The sequence below is a fragment of the Shewanella insulae genome, from assembly GCF_009831655.1.
GTDB lineage: Bacteria > Pseudomonadota > Gammaproteobacteria > Enterobacterales > Shewanellaceae > Shewanella > Shewanella insulae.
In genome coordinates, this window is the sequence record NZ_WRPA01000003.1 from 54318 (window position 1) to 77238 (window position 22921).

Annotated in this window: 16 protein-coding genes; 12 read left to right on the forward strand and 4 right to left on the reverse strand. The window is 53.7% G+C overall.

Annotated elements, in window-relative coordinates:
* Nucleotides 1–46: 46 nt before the first annotated feature.
* The gene (aptA, locus tag GNT65_RS04625; RefSeq protein ID WP_160793948.1) at nt 47–1387 is read right to left on the reverse strand and encodes an omega-aminotransferase AptA; all 1341 of its coding nucleotides are present in this window, start codon (nt 1385–1387) and stop codon (nt 47–49) included.
* 247 nt (nt 1388–1634) lie between these two features.
* Between aptA and GNT65_RS04630 the strand changes: the two genes are divergently transcribed.
* A complete protein-coding gene (locus GNT65_RS04630) occupies nt 1635–3131 on the forward strand; it encodes an aldehyde dehydrogenase (RefSeq protein ID WP_160793949.1) in 1497 nt (498 codons plus the stop codon).
* Between the two features lie 371 nt (nt 3132–3502).
* Nucleotides 3503–4357, forward strand: a complete 855-nt coding sequence (locus GNT65_RS04635; RefSeq protein ID WP_160793950.1) for a sulfurtransferase — start codon at nt 3503–3505, stop codon at nt 4355–4357.
* 64 nt (nt 4358–4421) lie between these two features.
* On the opposite strand, the gene GNT65_RS04640 is transcribed toward GNT65_RS04635, so the two are convergent.
* Nucleotides 4422–5726 carry an NAD(P)/FAD-dependent oxidoreductase gene (locus GNT65_RS04640; protein ID WP_160793951.1) on the reverse strand — a complete coding sequence of 435 codons (1305 nt, stop codon included), beginning with the start codon at nt 5724–5726 and terminating at the stop codon, nt 4422–4424.
* Nucleotides 5727–5909: 183 nt separating this feature from the next.
* Here GNT65_RS04640 and GNT65_RS04645 point away from each other — a divergent pair, with 183 nt between their 5' ends.
* From GNT65_RS04645 to GNT65_RS04680, 8 genes are all read left to right on the forward strand, one after another.
* Nucleotides 5910–6458: a cupin domain-containing protein gene (locus tag GNT65_RS04645; RefSeq protein ID WP_160793952.1), complete on the forward strand. Its 549-nt coding sequence runs from the start codon at nt 5910–5912 to the stop codon at nt 6456–6458.
* Nucleotides 6459–6871: 413 nt separating this feature from the next.
* Nucleotides 6872–7636, forward strand: a complete 765-nt coding sequence (locus tag GNT65_RS04650; protein WP_160793953.1) for a gamma-glutamyl-gamma-aminobutyrate hydrolase family protein — start codon at nt 6872–6874, stop codon at nt 7634–7636.
* A gap of 3 nt (nt 7637–7639) precedes the next feature.
* A complete protein-coding gene (locus tag GNT65_RS04655; protein ID WP_160793954.1) occupies nt 7640–8989 on the forward strand; it encodes a glutamine synthetase family protein in 1350 nt (449 codons plus the stop codon).
* 276 nt (nt 8990–9265) lie between these two features.
* The gene (locus GNT65_RS04660; protein ID WP_160793955.1) at nt 9266–10366 is read left to right on the forward strand and encodes a polyamine ABC transporter substrate-binding protein; all 1101 of its coding nucleotides are present in this window, start codon (nt 9266–9268) and stop codon (nt 10364–10366) included.
* A 98-nt stretch (nt 10367–10464) separates the two neighbouring features.
* A complete protein-coding gene (gene potA / locus GNT65_RS04665; protein WP_160793956.1) occupies nt 10465–11601 on the forward strand; it encodes a polyamine ABC transporter ATP-binding protein in 1137 nt (378 codons plus the stop codon).
* 10 nt (nt 11602–11611) lie between these two features.
* Entirely contained in the window at nt 11612–12520 is a 909-nt protein-coding gene (locus tag GNT65_RS04670) for an ABC transporter permease subunit (RefSeq protein ID WP_160793957.1), read from the forward strand.
* Nucleotides 12517–13344: an ABC transporter permease subunit gene (locus GNT65_RS04675; protein WP_011864781.1), complete on the forward strand. Its 828-nt coding sequence runs from the start codon at nt 12517–12519 to the stop codon at nt 13342–13344. Before GNT65_RS04670 ends, GNT65_RS04675 begins: the two co-directional genes overlap by 4 nt.
* A gap of 87 nt (nt 13345–13431) precedes the next feature.
* Nucleotides 13432–14718, forward strand: a complete 1287-nt coding sequence (locus GNT65_RS04680; RefSeq protein ID WP_160793958.1) for an NAD(P)/FAD-dependent oxidoreductase — start codon at nt 13432–13434, stop codon at nt 14716–14718.
* Nucleotides 14719–14840: 122 nt separating this feature from the next.
* On the opposite strand, the gene GNT65_RS04685 is transcribed toward GNT65_RS04680, so the two are convergent.
* Both GNT65_RS04685 and GNT65_RS04690 read right to left on the reverse strand, forming a co-directional pair.
* Nucleotides 14841–15779 (reverse strand): SPFH domain-containing protein, encoded by a 939-nt coding sequence (locus GNT65_RS04685; protein ID WP_160793959.1) that lies wholly within the window; start codon nt 15777–15779, stop codon nt 14841–14843.
* Between the two features lie 125 nt (nt 15780–15904).
* The gene (locus tag GNT65_RS04690; RefSeq protein ID WP_160793960.1) at nt 15905–18355 is read right to left on the reverse strand and encodes an EAL domain-containing protein; all 2451 of its coding nucleotides are present in this window, start codon (nt 18353–18355) and stop codon (nt 15905–15907) included.
* Between the two features lie 244 nt (nt 18356–18599).
* On the opposite strand from GNT65_RS04690, the gene GNT65_RS04695 reads away from it, so the two are divergent.
* Together GNT65_RS04695 and GNT65_RS04700 are read left to right on the forward strand one after the other, a co-directional pair.
* On the forward strand, nt 18600–22115 hold the full coding sequence (locus GNT65_RS04695; protein ID WP_160793961.1) for an ATP-binding protein: 3516 nt from the start codon (nt 18600–18602) through the stop codon (nt 22113–22115).
* A gap of 38 nt (nt 22116–22153) precedes the next feature.
* Nucleotides 22154–22621 carry a response regulator gene (locus GNT65_RS04700; protein WP_160793962.1) on the forward strand — a complete coding sequence of 156 codons (468 nt, stop codon included), beginning with the start codon at nt 22154–22156 and terminating at the stop codon, nt 22619–22621.
* The last annotated feature ends 300 nt before the right edge of the window (nt 22622–22921 follow it).

Genomic DNA, 22921 nt, shown 5'->3' on the forward strand with positions numbered 1-22921 from the left:
CGTAATTTCCCTGCAAAAATCTCTAATGTGTCTTGGTTATTCTGGGTTAGCCAACTGTGGTGATGGCATCGCTTAGTGTGTTGACCATCTGGTCAATCTGGGCCTCGTCGACGATCAGTGGCGGCGACAGGGCGATGGTGTCGGCCGTTGCCCTGACCAGGGTGCCGTTCTTGAAACAGGTCTCGAAGATGCCGAAGCCGCGCTTGCCTACGCCTTTATCGCTCGGGCTGAACTGGATACCGGCCACCAGGCCTGTGTTACGAATGTCGATAAGATTCGGCAATCCCTTGAGGCTGTGCACCGCCTGTTCGAAGTAGCCTTCCAGTGACTTGGTGCGCTCAAACAGCCTCTCTTGCTGGTAGATATCTAAGGTGGCGAGCGCCGCAGCTGCGGCCACCGGATGACCCGAGTAGGTGTAGCCATGGTAGAGCTCGATGGCGCCTTCGGGGGCGTCCATGCTGGCATCATAGATGGCATCGTCGATCAGCACGGCGCCCATGGGAATGGTGCCGTTGTTGAGCGCCTTGGCAGTGGTGATCATATCCGGTGTCACGCCCCAGCGCTGGCTTGCAAAGGCATCGCCCACACGGCCAAAGCCGGTGATCACTTCATCGAAGATCAGGAGGATGCCGTGTTTGCGGGTGATTTCACGCAGGCGTTTGAGATAGCCTTGGGGCGGCAGAATGACCCCGGCGGAGCCCGACATGGGCTCGACGATCACCGCGGCGATATTCTCGGCGCCATGCAGGGTGATGAGTTGCTCCAGCACCTCGGCCTTGTCTGCGCCGGTTTCCGGCAGCCCCTTACAGAAGGCATTTTGCTGGATATCCAGGGTGTGGGGCAGGTGATCGACCCCCTGCAGTAGCTGCTGGCTGAAGGTGCGGCGGTTACCGCCTATGCCACCGACCGAGATGCCGCCGAAGCCGACGCCATGATAGCCCAGCTCACGACCGATAAAGCGGGTACGGGTCGCCTCGCCGCGGGCCCTGTGGTAGTTGAGGGCGATCTTCAGCGCGGTGTCGACAGACTCAGACCCCGAGTTGGTGAAAAATACCTTGTTGATCCCCTTGGGGGCGATGGCGGCGAGACGCTCGGCCAGTTCGAAGGCCAGCGGGTGGCCCATCTGGAACGAGGGCGCATAGTCCATCTCGTGGATCTGTTTGCTGACCGCCTCGGAGATCGCCTTGCGACCGTGCCCGGCATTACAGCACCAGAGACCGGCAGTGCCGTCGAGTACGGGGCGGCCGTTTACATCCTTGTAGTACATCCCCTCTGCCTGTGCGAGGAGTCGGGGACTTTGTTTAAACTGTCTATTGGCGGTAAAGGGCATCCAATAGTGTTCCAGTGTGCCTGTTGCTACCTGGTCAGCTTTATTAAAATCTTCCATATCATCTACCCTGGTTCTGTGTAATTGTTGTTTTAGTGAGTGATTGATATTCGCTATGCTATGTCAGAAATAATGAACATGAAAGCTTTTTGTTCATTATTTATAGCAAAAAATAACTTTTTGTAAAAAATATTGAAATCACTTGAGGGTTGAGCGTAATCTAGGGCAGGCACAGTCGCGCCAAAGTAAGAGCGTGGACGTGCATTAGCATTGACGCTAGAGAATTATCACCCGTTAAGAGGTCAGAATGAGTACTCCACAAAATCGCGAACAATGGCAAGAGATGGCGGACAACCTGGTGATTCAGGGACAGGCATTTATCAATGGTGAATACTGCGCCGCCGATTCGAATGACACCTTCGACTGTATCAGCCCTATCGATGGCAGGTTGCTGACCCAGGTGGCCAGTTGCGATCTGGTGGATGCCAACCGCGCCGTTGCTAATGCCCGCGAGGTGTTTGAACGCGGCGACTGGTCGCAGCTGCCGCCGGTGAAACGCAAGCAGGTGATGATACGCTTCGCCGAACTGCTGGAGGCAAACAGGGATGAGCTGGCCCTGCTGGAAACCTTGGATATGGGTAAGCCTATCCGTTATTCCGGCGCGGTCGATGTGGCGGGCGCCGCCCGGGCCATACGCTGGTCGGGTGAGGCGGTGGACAAGATTTACGACGAAATTGCACCAACGGCCCACAACGAGATTGGGATGATCACCCGTGAGCCTGTAGGCGTCGTGGCGGCTATCGTGCCCTGGAACTTCCCGCTGCTGATGGCCTGCTGGAAGCTGGGCCCTGCACTGGCCACAGGCAATAGTGTGGTGTTAAAGCCGTCGGAAAAATCACCACTGACCGCCATTCGCATGGCGCAGCTGGCGATAGAGGCGGGGATCCCCGAGGGGGTGCTTAACGTGTTGCCGGGATACGGCCATACCGTGGGTAAGGCGCTGGCGCTACACATGGATGTCGACACCCTGGTGTTTACCGGCTCGACCAAGATTGCCAAGCAGCTGATGATCTATGCCGGCGAGTCCAACATGAAGCGTGTCTGGCTAGAGGCGGGGGGCAAGAGCCCGAACATCGTCTTCAATGACGTGCCGAACCTCAAGGCGGCGGCCATCGCCGCGGCCTCGGCCATCGCCTTCAACCAGGGAGAGGTCTGCACAGCGGGCTCGCGTCTGCTGGTGGAGTCGGGGGTGAAGGAAGAGCTAATTAATCTGATCGAGGCCGAGATGCAGGCCTGGCAGCCGGGACACCCGCTGGATCCTGCCACTACCTGTGGTGCCGTGGTGGACCAGCAGCAGCTGGAGAATGTGCTGCGCTACATTCGCGCCGGGGTGGCCGAAGGGGCGCAGCTGCGCCAAGGTGGTCAGCAGGTGTTGGCCGAGACCGGCGGTGTGTATGTGGCGCCGACCATCTTCGCCAACGTGAAGAATGAGATGACCATCGCCAAGGAGGAGATCTTCGGCCCTGTGCTCTCGGTGATCACCTTCGATGGCATGGAGGAGGCGATCCGTATCGGCAACGATACCATCTACGGCCTGGCGGCCGGTGTCTGGACCTCTGATATCAGCAAGGCCCACAAGACGGCCAAGGCGCTGCGTAGCGGCATGGTGTGGATCAACCACTATGACGGTGGCGACATGACGGCGCCCTTTGGTGGCTATAAGCAGTCGGGGAACGGCCGCGACAAGTCGCTGCATGCCTTCGACAAGTACACTGAGATCAAGGCGACCTGGATCGCCCTTTAAAGATAGAGCGAGCAATTCGCTGGATGAAAATGCTTTGCCCATAGCCCTTTAGCCATAAAGGGCTTTTTTTATGCCTGTTAGTCTGCAGGGTTAAAATAAGTCATACCAATCACAGTAAGTATGTGATCAGAAATAGCGCAGGAAAAACGCTTGAGAACAAAGCAGGATTTTTAGATAAGTAGTTATTCTACAATTAAAAATACTAATACAGTTATCGAGCGTTTTAACAAGCTAGAATGATCAATTATTTATTACGATTGGTATCACTTGTCCTTAGCCCCTCCCATCGTATATTGTCTTTACAGATAAGCGTCATACTATTGATAAGAGGGGCGGGCAGATGCTGATTAGCCCCCACATTGGGAGTCACTATGGAATACCCGTTAGTTACCACTGCCTGGCTTGAGGCGAATCTGTTTGAGGCAAATCTGGTGTTGCTTGACGCCAGTATGCAGAGCGTGGTGGGTAAGGAACCCATTCTCTACGATGAGTTCGTCTGTATTCCCAGATCGCAAAAGTTTGATATCGAAAAGGTGTTTTGCGATACCACTTCATCGCAGCTCCACGCCATGCCGACCCCAGAGCAGTTTGAGCAGGGGGCCACGGCCCTTGGCATAGACAGAGACAGCCTGGTAGTGATCTACGATAACCAGGGGATCTACAGCGCGCCGCGCGCCTGGTGGATGTTTAAGCTGATGGGCCACGAAAATGTCTATGTGCTCGATGGCGGCCTGCCCCAGTGGCTCAGCGAGGCGCGCATGACCAGCGAGAGTTATCAGCCCACGATATTAGATGAAGAGTCTGTGCCCTATGTGGCGGACTTCCAGCCCAAACTTATCTGCGATGCCAACTATGTGCTCGAATCTCTGGGAGGCGACAGCGTTATCTTGGATGCGCGGGCACCGGGACGCTTCGCCGGTGAGGTTGGCGAGCCCAGACCCGGGGTGCGCTGCGGCCATATTCCCGGCTCGGTCAATCTGCCCTTTGGCGAGCTGCTGCGTGAGCACAGGATGAAGCGGGTCGAGGACCTGCAGGCCATGTTTGAGCAGCTGGTGGGCGAGCAGGGTAGTGAACAGGAGCGGATCTTCAGCTGTGGCTCGGGTATCACGGCCTGTATCTTGATCTTAGCCTCTGTGGCATCTAGCCACGATAAGGCGGTGCTCTACGACGGTTCCTGGGCCGACTGGGGGAGTAATGCCGAACTGCCGATAGAGCAGGGGGCTTAAGAATCGTCAAAAGAAAAGGTGCCAGGGGCACCTTTTTTTATGCTTATAGATAATAGCTTTCAGGCTAAAGCAGGTCTTTCAGCCTGTGGTACAACATGCCAGCCGCCAGCATGGGTGAGCGGAATCTCGGCCCGCCGGGGAAGGTCATGTGCTGTACCCTGTCGAAAATATCGAACCTTTCTGCCTGGGCCGTCAGGGCTTCGCCGATGAGCCTCGCCGCCATATGGGTGGCATTGACGCCGTGACCGGCATAAGCCTGGGCGTAGAGGATGTTGGGGCAGTCCGGCAATCGACCTATTTGCGGCAGGCGGTTGGCGCCTATGCCTATCATGCCGCCCCATTCATATTCTATCTTTACCCCCTTGAGCTGGGGGAATACCTTCTCCAGGTTGGGGCGCAGGGCGGCGTCGATATCCTTGGGATCTTTACCCGAATAGGTGCACAGGCCGCCAAACAGCAGGCGATTGTCCTGGGAGAGGTGGAAGTAGTCGAGATCGATACGCATGTCGGCGAATGCCATGTTTTGCGGAATGATCTCGTCACACTGTTCCTGGGACAGTGGTTCGGTCGCCAGCAGGTAGCTGCCGGCGGGCAGTACCTTACCGCCTATGTAGCCGTTGAGCTCATGGCCGATATAGGCGTTACCGGCGAGTATCAGATAGCGGCAGTCGACGCGGCCATGCTCTGTATGCACGCAGGGGCGCTCCCCCTTGACTATTTTGGTGGCGGCGCTGTATTCGAACATCTTAACCCCCAGGCTGCGGGCCACCCTGGCCTCGCCCAGCGCCAGATTGAGTGGATGCAGGTGGCCACTGTTCATGTCGACCAGGGCGCCACAGTAGAGATCTGAGCCGATCACCTCACCAAGCTGGTGCTTCTCCAGCAGCTTAAAGCCCTCGCGCCCCTGGTGGAGCATCTCCTGATAGTCGGCGGCAAGCTCCTTCATGTGTCTGGGCTTGGTGGCCAGATCGCAATAGCCCATCTGCAGGTTACAGTCGATATTGTGCTTGGCGACGCGGTTACGCACTATCTCCAACGCCTCGAAGCCCATCTCTTCGATGGCCGCGACCCCTTCTGAGCCTATCTCGTTGCGAAACTGTTCGACATTGTGGCCTATGCCGCGGATCAACTCGCCGCCATTGCGGCCCGATGCGCCCCAGCCGATTCGTTTTGCCTCCAGCAATACCACCTCGAAGCCCCGCTCCGCCAACTCTATGGCGGTGTTGATGCCGCTGAAACCGCCGCCGACGATGCAGACATCTGCGCTGATCCTATCGGTGAGTTGCGGCAGGGCTTCCAGGGCGTTGGCGGTGGCATGGTAGAAAGAGTCGGGGTATAGGTCACTGTGGACAGGGCGTTTGGTGGTCATTTGGGCTCCGAGTGAGAGTTTTATTCTTGTTATTCGACTAAATTGGCCAGAGTAAGTATACTTTTGACCCTTGAGTTGGTTATAATTAACACCTGTTGATTATATTTAACATGCTTTTTAGTTTGATACAAACTAGTATGGAAAATTGTTTCTTCCTGGGTCTTGTTGGATAGGAGATGTTTTTTGGATATAGGCGCAAATCTCAAAGCTGTTCGTAAAATGAAAGGGTTATCGCAACGCGAGCTGGCCAAGCGTGCGGGGGTGACCAACAGCACCATCTCCATGATCGAGAAGAACAGCGTCAGTCCTTCGGTGAGTTCCCTGAAGAAAGTGTTGTCGGGTTTGCCCATGTCTCTGGTGGACTTCTTCTCCATCGAAGAGAGCATGCCCAGCGAGCAGAAGGTGGTCTATCGTGCCGGTGAGCTGCTGGATATCGGCGATGGCAACCTGGAGTATAAATTGATCGGCAGAGACTACCCCAACCGCGCCATGTCTGTGATGAACGAGGTCTATCCTTCCGGGTCAGATACCGGCGAAGAGATGCTGCAGCATGAGGGGGAAGAGGCGGCCATGGTGATAGAAGGCCAGCTGGAGATCACCATAGGCGACGAGGTCTATGTGCTTAGTGAGGGTGATAGCTACTACTTCAACAGTGAGTTGCCCCATAGATTTCGTAACCCCTTCGACAAGCCGTGTCGTATCGTTAGTGCCACCACACCGGCGAACTTCTAACAAACTTCTCATATGAGGCAGGGCATCGCCCGGCCTCAAATCTAGCTTACATTCTGTCCCTTGTCTCTCTAAAACTGCGCCATCGCGCGTTAGTCGTCACTTGCCTGTTTGTGTAAATAATTTTGTCCATTATATTGGTGGGACTGAATTGCTGATGTCGCTTTTCTGTGAGAGATGCTTCACAAATGTATCGGTTTGATTTTCGCCTGTTTTCGCCTCCATATTAAATTTATTCGCCTTTTAATGTTGTTTTAATTAGCTTTTATTCTAATTGTTATTCTATTGTATATTTTGTTTTCTGTGGGCTATTGCCTCGTTCATTATTTCAGTGTAGTGTGTGAAAAAATGAACATTGATTGAAGAGTGTTCATTGTTATAACTATAAGAAGACGCAACAAAGCTAAAGGTGAACTATGTCCGATGAAGGACTTGCTGTTATCGGTGTCACGGCCTGTAATCAACAGATAGGCCTGCACCCATTCAATATCGTTGGCGAGAAATACCTACTGAGTATCGCCGACGCGACCCAAGGCTGGCCCCTGGTGATCCCCGCGCTTGGTCATTGTCCGGCCGAGACGATATTGCCCAGACTAGATGGCCTGCTGTTCACTGGTTCGCCCTCTAATATCGAGCCCCACCACTACGACGGTGCGGCGAGTGATCCAGATACCCTACATGATCCCAAACGCGACGCGACCAATCTGCCGCTGCTGAAGGCGGCGATAGATGCCGGCGTGCCTGTACTGGCCATCTGCCGGGGATTTCAGGAGATGAATGTAGTATTTGGCGGCAGCCTGCATCAGAAATTGCATGAAGTTGGCGATTATATCGAACACAGAGAAGACAAGACGGCCGATGTCGAAGTGCAGTACGGCTTGTCTCATCCGTTGAAGATAGAACCGGGAGGATTGCTCCACGAGGCGTGGGGCCGCAATTTGGCAGAGGTGAACTCTGTACACACTCAAGGTGTTGACCGTTTGGGTGTTGGATTGCGGCCAGAAGCCTATGCCCCCGATGGATTAATCGAGGCGTTCTCGGTCAAAGATGCGAAAAATTTTGCGCTGGGGGTACAGTTTCACCCCGAATGGAAGGTGTTAGAGAACCCTTTTTATCGCTCGATTTTTAGCGCCTTTAATCAAGCCTGCCAAGCCAGAGCAGCTCAACGCAAGAGACAGTGAAGCATGAAGAAGTTAATCGATTATTTGAAAGCCAATAAGATCACCGAGGTGGAGTGTGTCATCAGTGATATGACGGGGATCGCCCGCGGCAAGATAGCGCCGGTCGATAAGTTTATCGACGAGAAGGGGATGCGCCTGCCCGAGAGTGTGCTGCTGCAGACTGTGACCGGCGATTATGTGGATGATGACCTGTACGACAGCCTGCTGGACAAGGCCGATATCGACTTTGTCTGTGTGCCCGATGCAAATGCGGTATTCATGTTGCCCTGGACGGTTGAGGCTACCGCCCAGGTGATCCACGATACCTTCGATAAGATGGGCAACCCCATAGAGTTATCGCCCCGTAATCTGCTGAAGAAGGTGCTCAAGCTCTACGAAGAAAAGGGCTGGAAGCCGGTTGTGGCGCCGGAGATGGAGTTCTATCTGACCCATAGAAACTCAGACCCGGACATGCCGCTGATGCCGCCTATAGGGCGCAGTGGCCGCAAGGAATCGGGGCGTCAGTCGTTTTCCATCGACGCCGCCAACGAGTATGACCCGTTATTTGAGGATATGTATGACTGGTGCGAGGCCCAGGGGCTGGATATCGATACCCTGATCCACGAAGAGGGCACGGCCCAGATGGAGATCAACTTCAGCCATGGTGACCCCCTGTCATTGGCAGATCAGGTGTTTGTATTTAAGCGTACCCTACGTGAGGCGGCGCTTAAGCATGACGTTTGTGCCACCTTCATGGCCAAGCCGGTCACCGACGAACCGGGCAGTGCCATGCATATTCACCAGAGTGTGGTGGACACTAAGACGGGTAAGAATATCTTTACCAACGAAGACGGCACAAAAAGTGCTAAGTTCCTGAGTTATATAGGTGGATTGCAGAAGTATATTCCCGAGCTTCTCCCCCTGATGGCACCGAACGTCAACTCCTTCAGGCGATTCCTGCCGGGCACCTCGGCGCCGGTGAACCTGGAGTGGGGCGATGAGAACCGCACCTGTGGTCTGCGGATCCCTGAGTCGTCTCCTCAGAACCGTCGTATCGAGAACCGTATCGCCGGTGCCGACGCCAACAGCTATCTGGCCATCGCCGCCACCTTGCTGTGTGGCTACATGGGTATGGTGGAAGATGTGAAGCCATCGACGCCTGTGCAGGGCCGTGCCAACGAGAATCGTCAGGGGATCAGTCTACCCCTGACCCTAGAAGAAGCGCTGGCGGTGATGTCAGAAAGCTCGGCGGTGAGGGAGTATCTGGGTGACAGCTTTACCACGGGTTATATCGCAGTGAAGCAGGCGGATCTAGAAAACTTCCGCCGGGTGATCAGCTCCTGGGAGCGAGAGTTTCTGCTGCTGACCGTCTAGCTTTTCCGCACCATTTTGGGGCAGGGCTGGCGACAAAATGAAGCAAGATTGCCGGGGGAGTTTTCCCTGGTTGAGTCATGGGTAACTAATCGGTGTAAATAGATATAAATTCATATTGATGGGCGATTTTTTCGATTTTACACTAGCGATAAATGTTAAACAGGTTCGATGCAGTTGTAAGCTGTAGCATTGGCAATAATAACAATGAAAGCCGTCACAAGCGGCAATGCAATGACAGTAATCGTCAGACTACTGGCAAGCTAACAAGGAGATAGCATGAAGCTTTTAAAGAAAATGACAACACTCGCCCTGGTCTCTGCCGGGGTATTTGCAAGCTCAATGGCCAGTGCTGAAGAGGTGGTCAGGGTATACAATTGGTCCGATTATATCGCCGAAGACACCCTGGCTAATTTTGAGAAAGAGACAGGCATCAAGGTGGTCTACGATGTGTTCGACAGCAACGAAGTGGTCGAGGCCAAGCTGCTTTCTGGCCGTTCTGGCTATGATATCGTGGTGCCGTCAAACAACTTCCTCGCCAAGCAGATCAAGGCGGGCGCCTTCCAGAAGTTGGATCGGTCACAGCTGACCAACCACAAGAACCTTAATCCTGAGCTGATGAAGCAGCTGGAAACAGCCGATCCACGTAACGAGCACTCTGTGCCTTATCTTTGGGGCACCACAGGTATCGGCTATAACGAGGCAAAGGTGAAGCAGGTGTTGGGTGAAGACGCGCCGGTGGATTCTTTGGAGCTGGTCTTTAACCCTAAGTATGCCGAGAAGATCGCTAAGTGTGGCTTCTCGCTGCTGGACAGCGCCGACGAGATGCTGCCGATGGCGATGATCTACCTAGGGCTGGATCCTAACAGCACCAAGAGCGACGATTATGCCAAGGCTGGCGAGGTGCTGGCGAAGATCCGTCCCTTCGTGACCTATTTCCACTCATCGCGTTACATTACCGATCTGGCCAACGGCGACATCTGCGTGGCATTCGGCTACTCGGGTGATGTCTTCCAGGCCGCCGCGCGCGCCGAAGAGGCTGAGAACGGTCAGGTGATCGGTTATGCCATCCCTAAAGAGGGTTCTAACCTCTGGTTCGATATGCTGGCGATCCCTGCCGATGCTAGGAACGTGAAGAACGCTCACACCTTTATCAACTACCTGCTGCGTCCAGAGGTGATTGCTCCTATCACCAACTATGTGGCGTACGCCAACCCTAACGTGCCAGCGCAGGAGCTGGTAGATGAAGAGATCCGTAACGATGCGGCTATCTATCCAACCCCTGAAGTACTGTCACGCCTGTATGTGGCCGATGTACGTCCGATGAAGGCCCAGCGTGTCATGACTCGCGTATGGACCAAGGTCAAATCTGGCATGTAATGCCTACACTAGAGGGCAGGCTTGCTTGCCCTCCATTTCTTAGATCATCTTAACTATTGCCGTAGGTGCCTTAATGGTGCTTTTTGTGGAGAAGTATTATGGCTAGCAATTCGGGCGTCACCAACAAACCGACAACAAAGACGCAAGGAGAGGTGCTGCTGAAGATCGAAAGAGTCAGCAAGCTGTTTGACGATGTTCGCGCCGTGGACGACGTCTCGTTAAATATTAATCGTGGGGAAATTTTTGCACTGCTTGGCGGCTCTGGTTCGGGGAAATCGACGCTGCTGCGCATGCTGGCCGGCTTCGAGAAGCCGACCGAGGGACGCATCTATCTCGATGGCCAGGATATTACCGATATGCCACCCTATGAGCGCCCCATCAATATGATGTTCCAATCTTACGCCCTGTTTCCACACATGACGGTGGCGCAGAATATCGCCTTCGGCCTCAAACAGGACAAGATGCCCAAGGCCGAGATAGAACAGCGGGTGCAGGAGATGCTCAAGTTGGTTCACATGGAGCCTTATGCGAAGCGTAAGCCTAATCAGCTCTCCGGTGGTCAGCGTCAGCGTGTTGCCCTTGCCCGTTCGCTGGCAAAGCGCCCTAAGCTGCTTCTGCTCGACGAGCCTATGGGGGCGCTCGATAAGAAACTTCGTACTCAGATGCAGCTCGAGGTGGTGGACATTCTCGAGGCGGTCGGGGTGACCTGTGTGATGGTAACCCATGACCAGGAAGAGGCCATGACCATGGCCGAGCGCATCGCCATCATGAACGACGGCTGGATTGCCCAAACCGGCTCGCCTATGGATATCTACGAGAGCCCGGCTAACCGTATGGTGGCCGAGTTTATCGGCAGCGTGAACCTGTTCGAGGGGGACATTGTCGAGGATGAGGTGGATCACGTGGTGATCAATGTGGCCAAGATTCCTCAGCCCTTCTACGTGGGTTACGGGGTATCGACCAGTGTGGATACCACCCAGGTGTGGGTGGCGATTCGTCCCGAGAAGACCCATATCAGCCGCGAGCAGCCCGATGAAGCGCGCAACTGGTGCGCCGGCAAGGTGGAAGATATCGCCTACCTTGGGGGGATATCGGTCTACTACATACGCCTGTGTAACGGACAGCTCATTCAGTCTGTGATGACCAACAGTGACCGCCGCGCCGACTCGCCCACCTGGGAAGAGGATGTCTTCGTCAGTTGGGAAGCGACCAGCGCCGTTGTGCTGAGATCTTAACGGGGGCGTTATGAAGAAGAAACCATTGAAGTTTCGTTTGCCCAAGGGGCAGTGCTGGACCATAGGCGTACCCTATTTCTGGCTCTTGATGTTCTTTGCCTTGCCTTTTGCCATCGTATTGAAGATCAGTCTGTCGACCCCGGCCGTGGCGATCCCGCCCTATGAGGCCTTGTTTCAATATGCCGACGAGTCGCTGCAGATCTTGCTCAATCTGGGCAACTATATTCTGATTTTCGACGATCACCTCTATCTCAATGCCTATCTGGGCTCACTCAAGATGGCCTTTGTTACCACCATCGGCTGTCTGCTGATCGGTTACCCCATGGCCTATGCCATCGCCAGGGCGCCGAAGCAGCATCAGACTGTGCTGATCCTCCTGGTGATGTTGCCCTCCTGGACTTCGTTTCTTATTCGGGTGTATGCCTGGATGGGTATCTTGAGCAACAACGGGGTGATCAATAACCTGCTGATGTGGCTGGGGGTTATCTCCGAGCCGATTCAGATGCTGAACACTAATTTCGCCGTCTATATCGGCATCATCTACACCTATCTGCCCTTTATGATCTTGCCGCTATACGCCAACCTGTCACAGCTCGATGGCAGCCTGCTTGAGGCCGCGGCAGATCTTGGCTCACGTAGCCTCAATACCTTCTGGAAGGTAACGCTGCCGCTGTCGAAAGGTGGTGTGATCGCCGGGTCCATGTTGGTGTTTATTCCTGTGGTCGGAGAGTTTGTGATCCCTGAACTCTTAGGCGGTCCAGATTCGCTCATGATAGGTAAGGTGTTGTGGCAGGAGTTCTTCAACAACCGTGATTGGCCGGTCGCATCGTCGCTCGCCATCGTGATGTTGGCACTCTTGATCATTCCTATCACCCTATTCCATCGATATCAGTCCAGAAGTATGGAGAAGACGATATGAGCAACAGACTAAGAAAATTGAGCTTCTCCACTCTGATGCTCTGGGGTGGGATGTTTTTCCTCTACGCGCCCATGTTTATCCTGGTCTTCTACTCGTTCAACGAGTCTAAGCTGGTGACGGTTTGGGGGGGCTTCTCTGCCAAATGGTATGGCGAGCTGTTCCGCGACGACCAGATCCTCGATGCGGTGGCGACCAGCTTAAAGGTGGCGTTCTTCGCCTCTACCATGGCGGTGATCCTCGGTACCATGGCGGCCTTCGTGATGACACGTTTCGCCCGCTCCTGGGGCAAGATGACGCTGTCGAACATGATCACCGCGCCTTTGGTTATGCCGGAGGTGATCACGGGTCTCTCGCTGTTGCTGCTGTTCGTGCATATGGCGGATCTGCTGGGCTGGCCCGCCGAGCGTGGCATGTTGACCGTGTGGATAGCTCACTCGACCTTCTGCGCCGCCTATGTCGCCGTGGTGGTCTCATCCAGGCTGCGTGAGCTGGATATGTCAATCGAGGAGGCGGCCCAGGATCTGGGTGCGACGCCGCTCAAGACCTTCTTCCACATCACGGTGCCTATGATCTCGCCGGCGTTGATCGCGGGCTGGCTGCTCTCCTTCAGCCTGTCGCTGGACGACCTGGTTATCGCCAGTTTCGCCTCGGGTCCGGGTGCGACGACCCTGCCTATGGTGGTCTTCTCCTCGGTGCGCATGGGGGTCTCGCCTAAGATCAACGCATTGGCGACATTGATCATATTGATCGTCTCGCTTATCGCCTTCATCTCCTGGTATCTGGCACGCCGCGCCGACAAACGCAGCCGAATGGTCAGCGACTAGGAGCGCAGCGTTAGCTCAAGACGACAGGCGGCCGCGATGGGGCGCCTGTAACCCAAGCCATTATTATAACGATTCAGGGTGAATGATATGACCTGTACACCTCATGCAAATTCCTATTATGCGGCATCTGCCAATACCAAGGCGCTGCGCGACAAGTTAAGCGATAACATAGAGACCGACGTCTGTATTATTGGCGCCGGCTATACCGGCCTCTCTTCGGCGATCCATCTGTTAGAGGCGGGCTTTAAGGTGACGGTACTGGAAGCCGCCAGGGTTGGCTTCGGCGCCTCAGGGCGCAACGGCGGTCAGATAGTCAACAGCTTCAGCCGGGATATCGACACCATAGAGAAAGTTGTGGGCACAGAGCAGGCCAAGCTATTTGGTCAGATGGCCTTCGAGGGGGGGCGTATCCTCAAGGGGCTGGTGGCCAAATACAACATCCAGTGCGATTTAAAAGATGGCGGCGTGTTTGCGGCGCTGAACAAGAAACAGATGGGCCATCTCGAGGCGCAAAAAGCGCTGTGGGAGAAGCATGGTCATCTGGGGCACTTAGAGCTGCTGGATGAGCAGGGCATTCGCGGCGTGGTGGATACCGAGCGCTATGTCGGCGGCTTGCTGGACAAGAGCGGCGGTCATATCCATCCGCTCAACCTGGCGCTGGGCGAGGCCGATGCGGTGGAATCCTTGGGGGGGCAGATCTTCGAAGATTCGGCGGTTGTTCGTGTCGAACAGGGCGAAAGCCCTGTGGTGCACACCCAGGAAGGCTCGGTGAAGTGCAAGTTTGTCATCGTGGCCGGTAACGCCTACCTCAAGGGACTGCTGCCGGAGCTGCAGGCCAAGTCTATGCCCTGTGGTACTCAGGTGATCACCACAGAGCCGCTTGGGGAGGAGCTGGCGCACTCGCTGTTACCGCAAGACTATTGCGTCGAAGATTGTAACTATCTGCTGGATTACTTCAGGCTCTCGGGTGACAAGCGTCTCATCTATGGCGGCGGCGTGGTCTATGGCGCGCGGGATCCTGCCAATATTGAGGCGATCATCCGTCCCAAGATGCTGGCGACTTTTCCGCAGCTAAAGGATGTGAAGATAGACTTTACCTGGACGGGCAACTTCCTGCTGACCCTGTCGCGCCTGCCGCAGGTTGGGCGTATCGGCGGTAACATCTATTACTCTCAGGGTTGTAGCGGCCATGGGGTCACCTATACCCACCTGGCGGGGCAGATACTGGCCGAGACCATCAATGGTCAGGCGAAACGTTTCGATGCCTTCGCCCAGTTGCCCCATTACCCCTTCCCGGGCGGCCATCTACTGCAGGTGCCATTCTCGGCCATAGGCGCCTGGTACTATACAATGCGTGACAAGCTCGGGGTCTAGCCAAGTTATCGCCAATAAAAAAGCCCGCTCGATGCGGGCTTTTTTGTGTAGGTTAACGCTTGCAAGCGCAACCCAAAGGAAGCTTACTGCTTCTTGTTACTGCTTCTTGTTACTGCTTCTTGTTACTGCTTCTTGCTGGTCATGTTCCACAGCACGCTCTGGTCGCTGCCCATGATGGTAGTCGGCATCTGACCGTTCCACTGCTGGGCGCGTACATAGTCGACCAGAGTCTGAGATTCTCTCAGTGCCTCGGCTTTCTTCTTGATCGCTTCGGCTTCGGCGATACCCTTCAGGCGAATCGCTTCGGCCTCGGCAATCGCCTCGGTCTGAATGGCGTAGGCCTTACCGTCGGCGGTGGCCTTGGCGGCGTCACGCTTGGCGTTGGCGGTGTTTACCTCCCGCTGGGCCTCCAGGTTTTGTCGCTCTAGACGATGTTTCTCGGCGGCGGCGAGGTTTTTCTCTGTCTGCTTGGTCTCAATGGACTGGATATATTTCTGCGGCAGACCTAGGTTTTCCAGTTGGGCTGAATCCAGCTTGACCGGATATTCCTTCATCTCTTCGATAAGTAAGTCTTCTATCTGAGCGATCACCCGACTGCGGTTTTGGATGATCTCTTCGGCCTTGTAGCGCGCCAGGGCATCCTTGGTAGCGGATCTCAGTTTAGGATCCAGAATGCGCGACTCGAACTGGCTCAGGCCGCCATAACTCTTGAACAGGTCGAAGGCCTGATCGCGATTGACTGTCCAGTTGATGGAGACCTCGGCTGTCACCGGCATCTGTTCGTGGGTAGAGGCGTTGAGCTTCTCGACATTCTTCCGGGTACGTATCTCTAAGATTTCGACCTTATCGACGAAGGGGAGCTTAACGTGTAGGCCGGGGTTGACCTGCTCTGTGGCCTGACCGAAACGCTTGATGATGCCCACATGGCCCTCATCGACCGTATACATGGTCTGACTGAATAGGATCAGGGCGAAAAGCAGGCCTGCGACCATGGCCAACGCGCCTTTGCCTTTACTCTTTATCGTCGATAGATTGGCGATATCCTTTGGTAGTGTTGTCATTCTCTCTCCTTGTGACGCTATCTTCAGGCCTTAAATTTGGGATGTAACACCTGTTGTGCACAGGTTAAGGTGTTGGGGATATTACGTTATTTACTTCTCGAGTCAAGGAGGAGGTAAGAAGAGGGTTAAAGATAGATAAGGCGGTCAAATTCGGCCAGGGGCAGGGGCTTACTGAACATATACCCCTGGCCCTGTTCACACTCTAAGGCCACGAGTTTCTTCAACTGCTCGGCATCTTCTATGCCTTCGGCGATCAGTTTGAGCTTCAGGGACTTGCCCAGATGAATCACCGCCTTGACGATATCCAGGCTCTGCTCGTCTCCCAGCATATCCTTTACGAAGGATTGATCTATCTTCAGGGTATTAACAGGGAAGAATTTAAGATAGCTGAGGCTGGAATAACCGGTGCCGAAGTCGTCGATGGCGATGCTTAACCCCAAGGAGGAGAGGGTATTGAGGACGTTTAAGGCCTCGTCAAAGTCATACATCAGGGCGCTCTCGGTCACCTCGAGTTCCAGGAAGCGACTGTCGAGTCCGGTGAGCTCGAGTACCTTAGCTACCGAATCGCTGAAGTTGGCGTTGGTAAATTGCTTGGCGGCAATGTTGACGGCAATTTGTAGGGGTTTGCCTTTGTCTTGCCAGGATTTTGCGGCGATGCAGCTCTGCTTCAAGATGATCTCGCCCAGCTGATGGATAAGGCCCGTCTCTTCCGCTAGGGGGATGAAATCTAGGGGAGAGATGAGCTTACCATTGGGATCGTAAAGTCTGGCCAGGGCCTCTGCACCTATGATCTGTTTGGTTTTGAGATCGACCTTAGGTTGGTAATAGACCTCTATGGCTTCCGTGTCTATGGTGGTTCGCAGTAGGGTGACCAGCTCGTGACGTTTAACCAGCTCTTGTTCCAGATCTTCGGAGAAGTAGCAGAAGCGGTTGCGACCCAGCTCTTTGGCACGGTACATGGCGGCATCTACATGGCTCATCAGCTCTTCGGCCCTTAGGGCATCCGAGGGATAGATGCTAACCCCTACGCTAACCGACAGGGTGTATTCCTGGCCATCGATGCGAAACGGCGTGTTGAGGCTGCGGACAATATCGGTGGCGATGGAATCGACCTGGCTTGTGGCGGTCAGCGAGGGCAGCAGTAGGACAAATTCGTCGCCGCCGATTCGTCCCAGGGTGGCATTGGGATCGATCAGCGATTGCAAGCGTTTGGCGACCTGCTTGATCACCTGATCCCCGTAGCTGTGTCCTAGCGAGTCGTTGAGGTATTTGAAGTGGTCTATGTCGATCAGCATCAGGGCGACACGCTTGTCATAGGAGTCGGCCACAGTGCAGGCATGATTGATTCTGTCCTGTAGCAAAACTCGGTTGGGCAGGTCGGTCAGCTGATCATGATTGGCCAGATGGCTCATCTTGAGCGACATGGCCACAGATTCGCTGCAGTCATGGAACACTATGATGCCGCCGGTTATCTTGCCCTCATTGTCTGTAATGGGGGCGGCGGAATCCTCTATTTGAAAGATGGAGCCATCCAAACTGGTGAGCTGGCAGTCGAGAGCCATGGCGACCTTACGCTTCTCATTGATGGCGATGGTGACTGGATTAGGGCTGCGATACTTGGTCTTGGCATCACACAGATCCATCACCTGCTCGATATGCAGGCCGATGGCATCGCGAGATACCCAGCCGGTGAGATGTTCGGCGATGGGATTCATGAAGGTGATTATTGCCCGTTCATCTGTGGCTATGATGGCATCGCCGATGGCGTTCAGCATTATCTTCAGGAGACGATTTTCCATGTCGAGCTGGCTCTTGGCCCGCCTTATGGAGGTGATATCCGTGAGAGTCAATAACAGCCCTGCCACACGTCCCTCGTGTTTCCTGATGGTGAGATGGGCCTGGACATAATCTATCTTACTGGGTGTGTCTTCTAGGCTAACTTCAAACTGATGCTTGAGCTTATTGCTGGCGATGCGGGCCAATACCTCCTCATACAGGACCTTGGGTAGCAGGCTAGAGGCCGGCTTACCCTGTGCATCTTGAGGGATAGTGCCAAACCAACTGCCGTTATAGTCGTTGTGAAAGCGATTAAGCAACTCTTTTGACCAGTAGGAGATGTAGGAGGGGATCTGATTGACGAGTGCCTGCATGTCCTGACGGGCCTCTACTATGGTCTGTTCTTGACGCTTGAGTTGCAGGTGATTCTTCACCCGTAGGCGGCAGGTGACCAGGTCTATGGGTTTGTTGATAAAGTCGATGCCCCCCGAGCTGAGGGACTTGTATTCGAAGCTACTCTCGCTGTGGGCGGTAACGAAGATCACCGCGCTGTTGCAGGTCTTAGGATTGTTCTTGAGTCGCTTACACATCTCGAAGCCATCCATTTGTGGCATCTCGATATCCAGCAAGATAATTGCGGGTTGGTGTTGCTCGGCCTTGCGTAGTGCATCTTGGCCACCTGTGCTGCAGATGACTTCGGCCAGATCGGTAAGGGATTGTTCCAGCAGATGCAGGTTGGCGCTCTCGTCATCGACAACTAATATTTTCTGCCGAGTCTCTAGGTCGCTGCCGAAAAGCATAGAAGAATTCCTTTTCAAATCTGCCGTCTATATTCAGCTTAGCCGACTATAATCAGTTTGCTTAGGGATTTTCTCTGCTTTATGGGAAAAACCAGATTAAATACGACTTTTGAGTTAACTGTCGGCGGAGAAATGCCTATTCTCTACGATAGATCGCCGCGTATTTTATCGCTTATGTTAAAAGCGAATTGGTTTATTTATTAATGTGTTGCTTAGGTTGGATGATTAAAAGGAGTTATGTTCCATGGTGCGACAGGTTACACGACTATCTAGCCTCTTTGGCGGACGCTCGCTGCTACTGGCTTCTTCCTTGATTGTGCTGGTGGTGGCCTTGGTTATCATCGCTGGCTTCGAGTCCCAGTTAAACAAGAGTATTGTCGGCAGCCTGAGGACGGATCTAGAGGCCCTGAGTGAGCAGGTAAATAATCAGGCGCAGGATAGGCTTAACCGTTATTTCAATAACTTAAATTTCCTGTTTGAGACGCCTCCTATCTCGGGACTCTCCCGGGCTAAGAATAATCAAGGGATAGATCCTGTGGATGAGACCCGCTATGAACAATGGCGTCATCGCTTGGAGACCATCTTCGTCGCCTTCTTACAGAATAATCGAGAGTATGAGCAGTTGCGCATACTCGATGCAGACGGAATGGAACTGATTCGTGTGGACAGGCGTGGCGGGGCCGTGAATGTGATCCCCGATAACCATCTACAGGACAAACAGGGGCGAGATTATTATCAAGCCAGCAAAGATCTGCAGCAGGGGGAGATCTATACCTCACCTATCAACTTGAACCGGGAGTTTGGCAAGATAGATTATCCCTACCGCCCCATGCTGCGTCTGGCAACGCCGATTTTCTCTGATTCGGGCCAGCGATTTGGTCTGCTGATTGTTAACATTAACGCAGAGCGTTTACTAAACTCTTTCAATAGCATAGTGCCGCCTCATATCGAGCTAGTCCTGACCGACAGTCAAGGGTATTTCTTGCTGCACCCGGATGATGAGATGCGCTTCAGTCGTGACCTTAATCCAGAATTGGTGTGGTCTAAACATTACCGGCGCAGTAAGGAACTCAAACGTAATTTTGACTTAGTGGTGGATAAATTTCACGACGACAGGCCTTTCTATGCCTATCACACTAGCATCACGCTGTCGAATGATGCTCAGAGTGGACAACTCACGTCGACCCTGATGGCGTCAAAGGAATATGTGCGAGAGTTGGCGGTATCGAGGCGCATCAGTGTCTACACCTTTATGCTGGCCGTGGGCATGTTGTTTCTATTTGTGCTCACTATCTTGGGGCGTAGCGCACGTAACAGCCAGGCTCTGGCCAAGGAGAAGGCACAATCGGCGGCGATTATCGATGGCTCTAAAGATGCCATCATAGGCGTGGGCAATAGCGGGGTGATTAACAACTGGAATCGGGCCGCCGAGTTGTTATTTGGCTATGATGCCGATTATGCCAAGGGGCATTATATCAATGAACTGGCTCTGCTGCCCGAGGTGGACCTAGCGGAGCTGGTGGTTAAGGCGAATCAGGGTAATAAGGCCCTTAGTCTGGACGCCGAGTTGCCGATGAATGAGGGGCACTGCGCCGATCTCTATGTGTCTGTGTCGCCCATCTTAGGTGAAAACAAACATACCTTAGGCGTGGCCATTGTCATACGTGATGTCTCCATCGAGAAGCAGGCGGCCAAGAAGATCCAGCTGGTGAACGCCGAGCTCGAGAAGAAGGTAGCGATCAGGACCCAGGAGCTACAGAAGGCCAGCTATGTGAAGAGCACCTTCATCTCCAACATCAGCCATGAGATGAGGACACCGTTAAACGGCATAGTGGGCACCCTGAATCTAGTGCGTAAGGAGTCACTCAGTGAGCGACAGGCGCGTTATCTCGATATGGCGGAGGTGAGTGTCGATGCGCTGTCTGCGCTGATCAACGATGTGTTGGACCTCTCTAAGATAGAGGCGGGCAAGTTAGACTTAGACATGAGTGTCTTCAATCCCCTCAACCTTATCGAAAGTGTCTGTAGCAGCATGGCGGTGAAGGCGCAGGAGAAAGGGGTAGAGTTTATCATCGATGTGGTCGACCTTAGATGCCAGAGCATTGAGAGCGATCCCCATAGAATTACTCAGATCCTTACTAACCTGGTAAACAACGCCATCAAGTTTACCGAGCAGGGGCATATCAAGATCAAGGCCCACAGCCGTCTGCGTGAGACCGGAGAGCTTGAGTTTATCTGTGAGGTATCCGATACCGGCATAGGTATCGCAGAGGAGAATCAGGCCAAGCTGTTCACCGCCTTTTCTCAGGCGACTTCGAGTATCTCAAATCAATACGGCGGTACCGGCCTGGGCCTGTCTATCTGTAAGGAGCTGAGCGAGCTACTCAACGGCAAGATGAGTTTCGAATCTCACAAGGGGCAGGGCAGTCGCTTTACCTTCACCATGGTGCTGAATCAGGGGCAGTTTAAGCTGATGGCCCCTGAGGTCTTGCTGCATGAGATGACTTGTAGTGTCCTGTTGGTGAATGAGGTACAGCAGGCCTGCGTCGAGGCGGCCATTGCGCGTCTGGGAGGCAAGCTGTTACCCGGGGGACCCATTCGTGACTGGCTTAATCAGGAGGCTCCCGTGCCCGAGGTGGTGCCCCACGTCTTGATTGTCGAGCAGCGTCACTCCTTGCTTACAGATCTCGATAGCCAGTGGCCGACACTGGCGGCGATCCATAAGCGTCTGCCGCGGGTGATGGCGTTCCAAAAGAGTTCAGATGGCAATAAGTCGCTAAATAATATTGAGCTTGAGTATCTCAATAACCCGCTGCTCTTCTCCGAGTTTATGCAGAAGTTTGGTGCGCGGGAAGTGAAGTCTGGTAGTGAGTATTCGAAGCAACACGCTAAGCAGCTGATTTCAGATGAGGTGGCCGCACGCATCAAGGGGGCACGTGTGTTGGTGGTCGATGACAACGAGATCAACATAGAGGTGGCCTTGGGCGTCTTGTCTGAGCTGTCCCTGGAATTTGTCAGGGCTACCAACGGTCAGGAGGCGATAGCGAAGCTGAAGGAGTGCGAGCAAACGGGGTTAACCGTGCATTGCATATTGATGGACTGCCAGATGCCTTTGCTCAATGGTTATGATTGTACCCGGGCTATTCGGGGGGGCGAGGCGGGAGAGGCGTTTGTCGATACGCCCATTATCGCCATGACGGCCAGCGCCATGATGGGCGAGCGTGACAAGTGTATTGAGACCGGCATGAATGACTATGTAACCAAGCCAATAGTGGCCGAGCGTCTGCAGGAGAAGGTGGTGGACTGGCTAATTTCAGTCTGTGAGGACGATGATTCTTCCGCCTTGCTGACTTCGGCACCCCATGAGGAGATCCAGGTCAACGACGAGGAATATGTGTGGAATCGCAAGTTAGCCCTGAGTCGATTGATGAATAACGAGCCCCTGTTTGCCGAGATCTGCCAGAGCTATTATGAGTCGACGCCGCCGCAACTTAGCCAGCTCGAAACTGCGATTGCCGACAAAGACTATGAGAAAGTTCGCCAGCTCAGCCATGGCCTCAAGGGTCTTTCAAGTAGCATAGGCGCCATACAGTTACAGGAGCAGTTCCTGAGTCTGGAAATGGAGGCGAAAATGAAGAACAGTGATAAGTTAGTTCTCCTCTTCGGAGTGATTAAGCCTTGTTATGAAAAGCTGATGGATCGCCTGCTGGAGACCCTGGATTCCACACAGGAGATACAAAACGTCTCTGCGCAAACTTAGAAAACTATCTTCAGTAAAGACAGGCCGATGGGTGTTTAATGGAACAGAATAATAATTTGAATCCATTCATTTTTTCTCGTAAGGGGAGAATACTGATCGTCGATGATATGCAGGTCAATATCATCATACTCAGGCAGTTGTTGGGTCAGGGTTATGAGATTGCCTCTGCGTTGAGCGGTGAGGAGGCGCTCGCCTTGTGTCAGAGCTTCGAGCCCGACCTTCTGCTCCTGGATATCGAGATGCCTGGCATGTCGGGGTTTGAGGTGTGCCGTTGCCTGAAAGACGATCCCTGTACCCAGGACATCGCGGTTATCTTTGTCTCCGCTCATCATGATGAGGAGCTGGAGGTGAGTGGATTTACCTTGGGGGCGGTGGATTTTATCCATAAGCCGCTTAATGCGGTGATCACCCAGGAGAGGGTCAAGAACCAGATGCTGCTGAAACGCCAATCGGATCTGTTGCGCTTTATGCTCAAGCAGGAGGCCAGTCATGGCGTATCGAGTTAAGTACTGGAAATGCGAAAAGTGGAATAACAAAAAAGCCTGCATGATGCAGGCTTTTTTGTTTGAATTGGTGGCCCCTCACAGACTTGAACTGTGGACCTAACGATTATGAGAAGTCAAATAATGACATTGATCTGTTTTGATCTACACTTACAATTCATTAAAAAATAATGAGTTATCTGTTGTGTGTTAGCGGTGGAGTGTTGTTCTATTTTGGCGTATATTGGTTGAAAACCGATCCGCAGCCGATCCGCAAAAATGAAAAGCCCCTCTGATGCGGCAACACCAGAAGGGCGTCCATAA